This window comes from Microbacterium sp. UBA1612 (genome assembly GCF_002321605.1).
In the GTDB taxonomy this organism is placed as follows: domain Bacteria; phylum Actinomycetota; class Actinomycetes; order Actinomycetales; family Microbacteriaceae; genus Microbacterium; species Microbacterium luteum.
Genome location: NZ_DCMW01000036.1, coordinates 118,478 through 124,745, shown reverse-complemented (window position 1 = coordinate 124,745; position 6,268 = coordinate 118,478). Strand labels below are relative to the sequence as shown.

The 6,268-nt window shown below is 67.7% G+C and carries 6 protein-coding genes and 1 pseudogene; all 7 read left to right on the top strand.

Annotation, left to right across the window (positions count from 1 at the left end; translation table 11 throughout):
- Positions 1 to 744: pseudogene (locus tag B3S45_RS13850) on the top strand (F0F1 ATP synthase subunit alpha); the annotation flags it as partial.
- Positions 745 to 764: 20 nt separating this feature from the next.
- The gene (locus B3S45_RS13845) at positions 765 to 1,661 is read left to right on the top strand and encodes a F0F1 ATP synthase subunit gamma (RefSeq protein ID WP_286721318.1); all 897 of its coding nucleotides are present in this window, start codon (positions 765 to 767) and stop codon (positions 1,659 to 1,661) included.
- 40 nt (positions 1,662 to 1,701) lie between these two features.
- On the top strand, positions 1,702 to 3,150 hold the full coding sequence (gene atpD / locus B3S45_RS13840; protein ID WP_286721316.1) for a F0F1 ATP synthase subunit beta: 1,449 nt from the start codon (positions 1,702 to 1,704) through the stop codon (positions 3,148 to 3,150).
- A 34-nt stretch (positions 3,151 to 3,184) separates the two neighbouring features.
- On the top strand, positions 3,185 to 3,445 hold the full coding sequence (locus tag B3S45_RS13835) for a F0F1 ATP synthase subunit epsilon (protein WP_071045304.1): 261 nt from the start codon (positions 3,185 to 3,187) through the stop codon (positions 3,443 to 3,445).
- Between the two features lie 80 nt (positions 3,446 to 3,525).
- Complete coding sequence (locus B3S45_RS13830) at positions 3,526 to 4,278, top strand: YaaA family protein (protein WP_194383430.1); 753 nt, start codon at positions 3,526 to 3,528, stop codon at positions 4,276 to 4,278.
- 132 nt (positions 4,279 to 4,410) lie between these two features.
- Positions 4,411 to 5,160: a DUF5684 domain-containing protein gene (locus B3S45_RS13825; RefSeq protein ID WP_071045302.1), complete on the top strand. Its 750-nt coding sequence runs from the start codon at positions 4,411 to 4,413 to the stop codon at positions 5,158 to 5,160.
- 85 nt (positions 5,161 to 5,245) lie between these two features.
- Positions 5,246 to 6,238, top strand: a complete 993-nt coding sequence (locus B3S45_RS13820) for an aldo/keto reductase (protein WP_286721313.1) — start codon at positions 5,246 to 5,248, stop codon at positions 6,236 to 6,238.
- Positions 6,239 to 6,268 lie beyond the last annotated feature (30 nt).

Genomic DNA, 6,268 nt, shown 5'->3' with positions numbered 1-6,268 from the left:
CCGGGTGACGTGTTCTACCTGCACTCGCGTCTGCTGGAGCGCTGCGCGAAGCTCTCCGACGAGCTCGGCGCCGGCTCGATGACCGGTCTACCGATCATCGAGACGAAGGCCAACGACGTCTCGGCCTACATCCCGACGAACGTGATCTCGATCACCGACGGTCAGATCTTCCTGCAGTCCGACCTGTTCAACGCGAACCAGCGCCCCGCCGTCGACGTCGGCATCTCGGTGTCGCGCGTCGGTGGTGACGCTCAGGTGAAGTCGATCAAGAAGGTCTCGGGAACGCTCAAGCTCGAGCTCGCCCAGTACCGTTCCCTCGAAGCGTTCGCGATGTTCGCGAGCGACCTCGACGCCGCGTCGCGCCGCCAGCTGGCTCGCGGTGCCCGCCTCACGGAGCTGCTGAAGCAGCCCCAGTACTCGCCGTACCCGGTGGAGGAGCAGGTCGTGTCGATCTGGGCCGGCACCAACGGCAAGCTCGACACCATCGAGGTCGAGGACGTGCTGTCCTTCGAGCGCGAGCTGCTGGACTACCTGCGTCGCAACACCTCGGTGCTCGACGACCTGCGCGAGAAGAACGTGCTCACCGACGAGATCCTCAGCGAGCTCGAGGCGAAGACCGACGCGTTCGTGCTGGAGTTCCAGGCCGGCAAGGGCCAGGCCATCAACCAGCCCGGCCACGAAGAGGTCTCCGCCGCCGCGGCCGAGGACGTCAACCAGGAGAAGATCGTCAAGGGCCGCCGCTAAGGCGCCCCGGGACAGGAACCATGGGCGCACAACTGCGGGTCTACAAGCAGAAGATCAACTCTGCTCAGACCACCAAGAAGATCACGAAGGCGATGGAACTCATCGCGGCATCGCGCATCCAGAAGGCGATGGGGCGTGTGCGCGCCTCCTCGCCCTTCGCGCGGGCCGTGACGCGGGCCGTCTCCGCCGTGGCCACGCACTCGAACGTCGATCACCCGCTGACCGTGGAGCGCGAGGTCATCCGCCGCTCCGCCGTGGTGATCTTCGCCTCGGACCGGGGACTGGCGGGCGCGTTCAACTCGCAGATCCTCCGCGAGGGTCTGCGGCTGGCCGAGCTCCTGCGTTCGGAAGGCCGCGAGCCGGTGTTCTATCTCATCGGCCGCAAGGCCGTGGGGTACTTCCAGTTCCGTCGCATGGACAGCGCGGCACAGTGGACGGGTGACACCGACACTCCGCACTTCCACACCGCCGAGGAGATCGCGGCAACGCTTCTGGATGCCTACGACCGCGGCGGCGAGGACGGCGGAGTGGACGAGATCCACCTCGTGTACAACCGCTTCGTCAGCATGATGACGCAGTCGCCCGAGACGGTGCGCCTGCTGCCGCTCGAAGTCGTCGAGGCCGAGGAGAGCACCGACTCGCAGGTGTATCCGCTCTACGAGTTCGAGCCCGACGCCGAGACGGTTCTCGACGCTCTGCTGCCGGTGTACATCCAGAGCCGCGTGTTCAACGCCCTCCTGCAGTCGTCGGCGGCCAAGCACGCTGCGACGCAGAAGGCGATGAAGTCCGCGAGCGACAACGCCGACAAGCTGATCACCGATTACACGCGACTGCGCAACAACGCACGCCAGGCCGAGATCACCCAGCAGATCGCCGAGATCGTCGGCGGCGCCGACGCCCTCGCGTCGGGCAAGTGACCGGCACGGCGCAACAGACCATCACGAAAGAGAAGAAGCCATGAGCCTCACCGCTGAGAAGACGGACGTGCAGGTCGTCGGGCGTGTCGCCCGGGTGACCGGACCCGTCGTCGACATCGAGTTCCCGCACGACGCGATCCCCGACATCTACAACGCGCTGAAGACGACGATCACGATCGGCGAGGAGTCGACCGAGATCACTCTCGAGGTCGCCCAGCACCTCGGCGACGACCTCGTGCGTGCGATCGCCCTGAAGCCGACGGACGGCATCGTCCGCGGCCAGGAGGTGCGCGACACCGGAGACCAGATCACGGTGCCCGTCGGCGACGTGACCAAGGGCCGCGTGTTCGACGTCACGGGAGAGATCCTCAACGCCGAGCCGGGCGAACAGGTCGAGGTCACGGAGCGCTGGGGCATTCACCGCCAGGCGCCCAGCTTCGACCAGCTCGAGTCGAAGACCACGATGTTCGAGACGGGCATCAAGGTCATCGACCTGCTGACCCCGTACGTGCAGGGTGGGAAGATCGGCCTCTTCGGCGGTGCCGGCGTCGGCAAGACGGTGCTCATCCAGGAGATGATCCAGCGCGTCGCGCAGGACCACGGTGGTGTGTCGGTGTTCGCCGGTGTCGGTGAGCGCACGCGCGAGGGCAACGACCTCATCGGCGAGATGGACGAGGCCGGCGTCTTCGACAAGACCGCCCTCGTCTTCGGTCAGATGGACGAGCCGCCGGGGACGCGTCTTCGCGTCGCCCTCTCGGCGCTGACGATGGCGGAGTACTTCCGCGACGTGCAGAAGCAGGACGTGCTGCTGTTCATCGACAACATCTTCCGCTTCACGCAGGCGGGTTCCGAGGTGTCGACGCTGCTGGGCCGCATGCCCTCGGCCGTGGGCTACCAGCCGAACCTCGCCGACGAGATGGGTGTGCTCCAGGAGCGCATCACCTCCACGCGCGGCCACTCGATCACCTCGCTGCAGGCGATCTACGTTCCCGCCGACGACTACACCGACCCCGCGCCGGCGACGACCTTCGCGCACCTCGACGCGACGACCGAGCTCTCGCGTGAGATCGCCTCGAAGGGTCTGTACCCCGCGGTCGACCCGCTGACCTCGAGCAGCCGGATCCTCGACCCGCGCTACATCGGCGAGGACCACTACCGCGTGGCCACGGCGGTGAAGCAGATCCTGCAGAAGAACAAGGAACTGCAGGAGATCATCGCCATCCTCGGTGTCGACGAGCTCTCCGAAGAGGACAAGATCGTCGTTTCGCGTGCGCGTCGCATCCAGCAGTTCCTGTCGCAGAACACCTACATGGCGAAGAAGTTCACCGGTGTGGAGGGTTCGACCGTTCCGATCAAGGAGACGATCGAGTCGTTCGACGCGATCGTGAAGGGCGACTTCGACCACGTGGCCGAGCAGGCGTTCTTCAACGTCGGCGGCATCTCCGACGTCGAAGAGAACTGGGCCCGCATCCAGAAGGAGAACGGCTGATCATGCTCGTACTGAGCGACTGGAGGGAGTCGACGTGCCGCTGAAAGTGAGTCTCGTCTCCGCCGACGCCGAGGTCTGGACGGGGGAGGCCTCGCTCGTCGTCGCCAAGACCGTCGAGGGCGAGATCGGCTTCATGCCCGGTCACGAGCCGGTGCTGGCGATCCTCGCGGAAGGCCAGGTGCGCATCACCGAGACCTCCGGTCAGAAGGTCGTCGCCAACGCGCAAGACGGTTTCCTGTCGATGGCCGGCGACGAGCTCACGATCGTGGCCGGCAACGCCGCCGTCGTCGCCTGACGACACACACGCAGTCCGAGAGGGCGCGAGCATCCGGGGTATCCGGAGCTCGTGCCCTCTCGCCTTCCCCGGAGAGATACGTGCTCGTTCTGCTGCCCCCGTCCGAGACCAAACGACGCGGGGGAGAAGGCCCGCCGCTCGCCCTGGATCGCCTCGCCCATCCGACCCTCACCACCCTCCGGTCCCGCGTGGTCGATGCGCTCGTCGACCTCAGCGGCGACGAGGAGGAGAGCGCTCGCACGCTCAGGCTCGGGAAGACGCAGCTCGCCGACATCGGGCTGAACGCCGTCGCGCGCGTCTCTCCGACGATGGCGGCCGTCGACCGCTACACCGGGGTGCTCTTCGACGCGCTCGACGCACGTGGCCTGGACGATGACTCACGCGCATGGCTGGCCGCGCACGTGCAGATCCACTCCGCACCGTTCGGTCCGGTCGGCGCCATGGATGGCATTCCGGCGTACCGCATGTCGGCGGCGGTCACGCTGCCGACGCTCGGATCGTCGAAGCGGCTGTGGTCTGGCGCGGTGTCGGATGCGCTGGCCGAAGCGGCGCCGGACTTCGTCCTGGATCTGCGCTCCGAAGCCTATGTGGCGCTCGGCCCCGTTCCGGGAAACCTGCCCTCGTCGTACGTGCGGGTGGTCGCATCGGGGCCGGACGGCACTGTGCGGGCGCTGAACCACTTCAACAAGCACGCCAAGGGTGAGCTCGTCCGCCGCTTGGCGACGTCGGCGGCGACCATAGCCGGGTCCGACGACCTGCTCTCGTGGGCGGCCGCCAGCGACGTCGATCTCCGCCGCGGCGAGGGCGGTGACCTGCTGCTGTTCTCCGATTGAGCGTCAGGTGACCAAGCCCCCGGCAACGAACGTTCACGAGAAAGTCTGGGAGGTTCCTGACAGAACGCGTCCGCTCTCGCTACCATGTCTCACGACCCGCCGCACGGCGGGCCGAATCTGGGAGAGGTACCCGTGGAAACGTTCAGTAGCGTCGACTACTCCTACAGCGGCAGCGATGTCGCGTTCTTCTTCATCTTCGCCGTGTTCTGGTTCATCTTCGCCATCGCCGGCTACGTCCTGACCGCGTTCTTCTTCATGAAGATCTTCGACAAGGCGGGCGTGCAGGGCAAGTGGCGGGCGTGGGTGCCGATCTACAACACGCTGATCTTCGTCAAGCTCGGCGACCTGAATCCCTGGTGGCTCCTCGGCCTGTGGGGCGCGAGCATCGTGCTGGGCTGGATCCCGGTGATCGGATGGCTCTTCCCGCTCGCCGCGGGCGTCTACACCGTGCTCGCCGCATGGCGGGTGGGGCTCAAGCTCCAGAAGGAAGTCGTTTGGATCATCCTCTACATCTTCCTGGCCATCGTCTGGCTGGGCATCAACGCCTTCGACCGGTCGCGCTGGAACACCGCGATCCCTGCGGCCCCGTGGGCTGGGAACTTCCTCGCCGACAAGACGACCTGGTCCGGCATTCCGTCGCAGGTTCCCGCGGCGGGCTACCCGGCCAACCCGGTCACGCAGCCGGGGTACCCCGCGGGCTACCAGCCCCCGGCCGGGTACCAGCCGCCGCCCGCACCCGGCGCTCAGCCGCCGGCCCCGCCGGCCTCCACGCAGCCGCCGGCGCCGACCCAGCCGCCGGCTCCGACCCAGCCGCCGGCCCCGCCGACCCAGCCGCCGTCGACCGAGCCGCCGGCAGCACCGGAGCCGCCGAAGCAGTCCTGACGCGAGCGACGTGCCCCTCACCACCGAGTGGGGGGCACGTCGTCGCGTGGCGCCGGGACCTGCGAGCGACGCTAGCGTGGAGGCCATGAGTTCATCGGTTCCCCTCCGTCGCGTCGGCACGTCCGGCCTCCTCGTCTCCGCCGTCGGCCTCGGGTGCAACAACTTCGGTCGCCCGGGCACGAAGACGGAGACCATCGAGGGCACACGGGCGGTGATCGACGCGGCGGTCGACGCCGGGGTGACCTTCCTCGACACGGCCGACATGTACGGCGGCGAGCCGGGCTTGTCGGAATCGCTCATGAGCGAGGCCCTCCGCGGCCGACGCGACGAGGTGATCATCGCCACCAAGTTCGGGCACTTCGGTCGCGACATGGGATATCCGCCCGCGGGTGCGAAGGCCTCGCGCTCCTACATCCGCAGGGCCGTCGAGGGGTCCCTCTCGCGCCTGCAGACCGATCACATCGACCTGTATCAGCTGCACACCCCCGATCCCCACACGCCCATCGAAGAGACCCTGGATGTGCTGACGGACCTCGTGCGCGAGGGGAAGGTGCGCTACCTCGGGCATTCGAACCTCGCGGGCTGGCAGATCGCGGAAGCCGATTTCATCGCCGCGACCTCCCATCGCGTGCCTTTCGTGTCGGCTCAGAACCACTACAGCCTGCTCGCGCGAGCGGCCGAGCGCGAGGTCCTTCCGGCCGTTCGCCGATTCGGGCTCGGATTCCTTCCGTACTTCCCCCTGCACAACGGACTCCTCACCGGGAAGTTCACGCGCTCCCACGCCCCGGAGGACACGCGGATCTCTCGCCAGCGCTCCCACGTGTGGGAGCAGGCCCCGTGGGATGCGCTGGAGCAGTTCTCCGCCTTCTGCGGCGATCGCGGCATCACGATGCTGCAGGCGACGATCGGATGGCTGCTCTCGCACGACGAGCTCTCCAGCGTGATCGCCGGCGCCACCAGCGGTGACCAGGTGCGGGCGAACGCCGACGCGGCCACCGCCTGGACGCCCGACGCCCACGAGGTCGCGGAGATCGACGCCCTGTTCCCGCTGCCCGAGGATCCCGGCGCCAAGGTCTGACGCGCCGAGCCGAGCCGGGAGGCGCCCGGG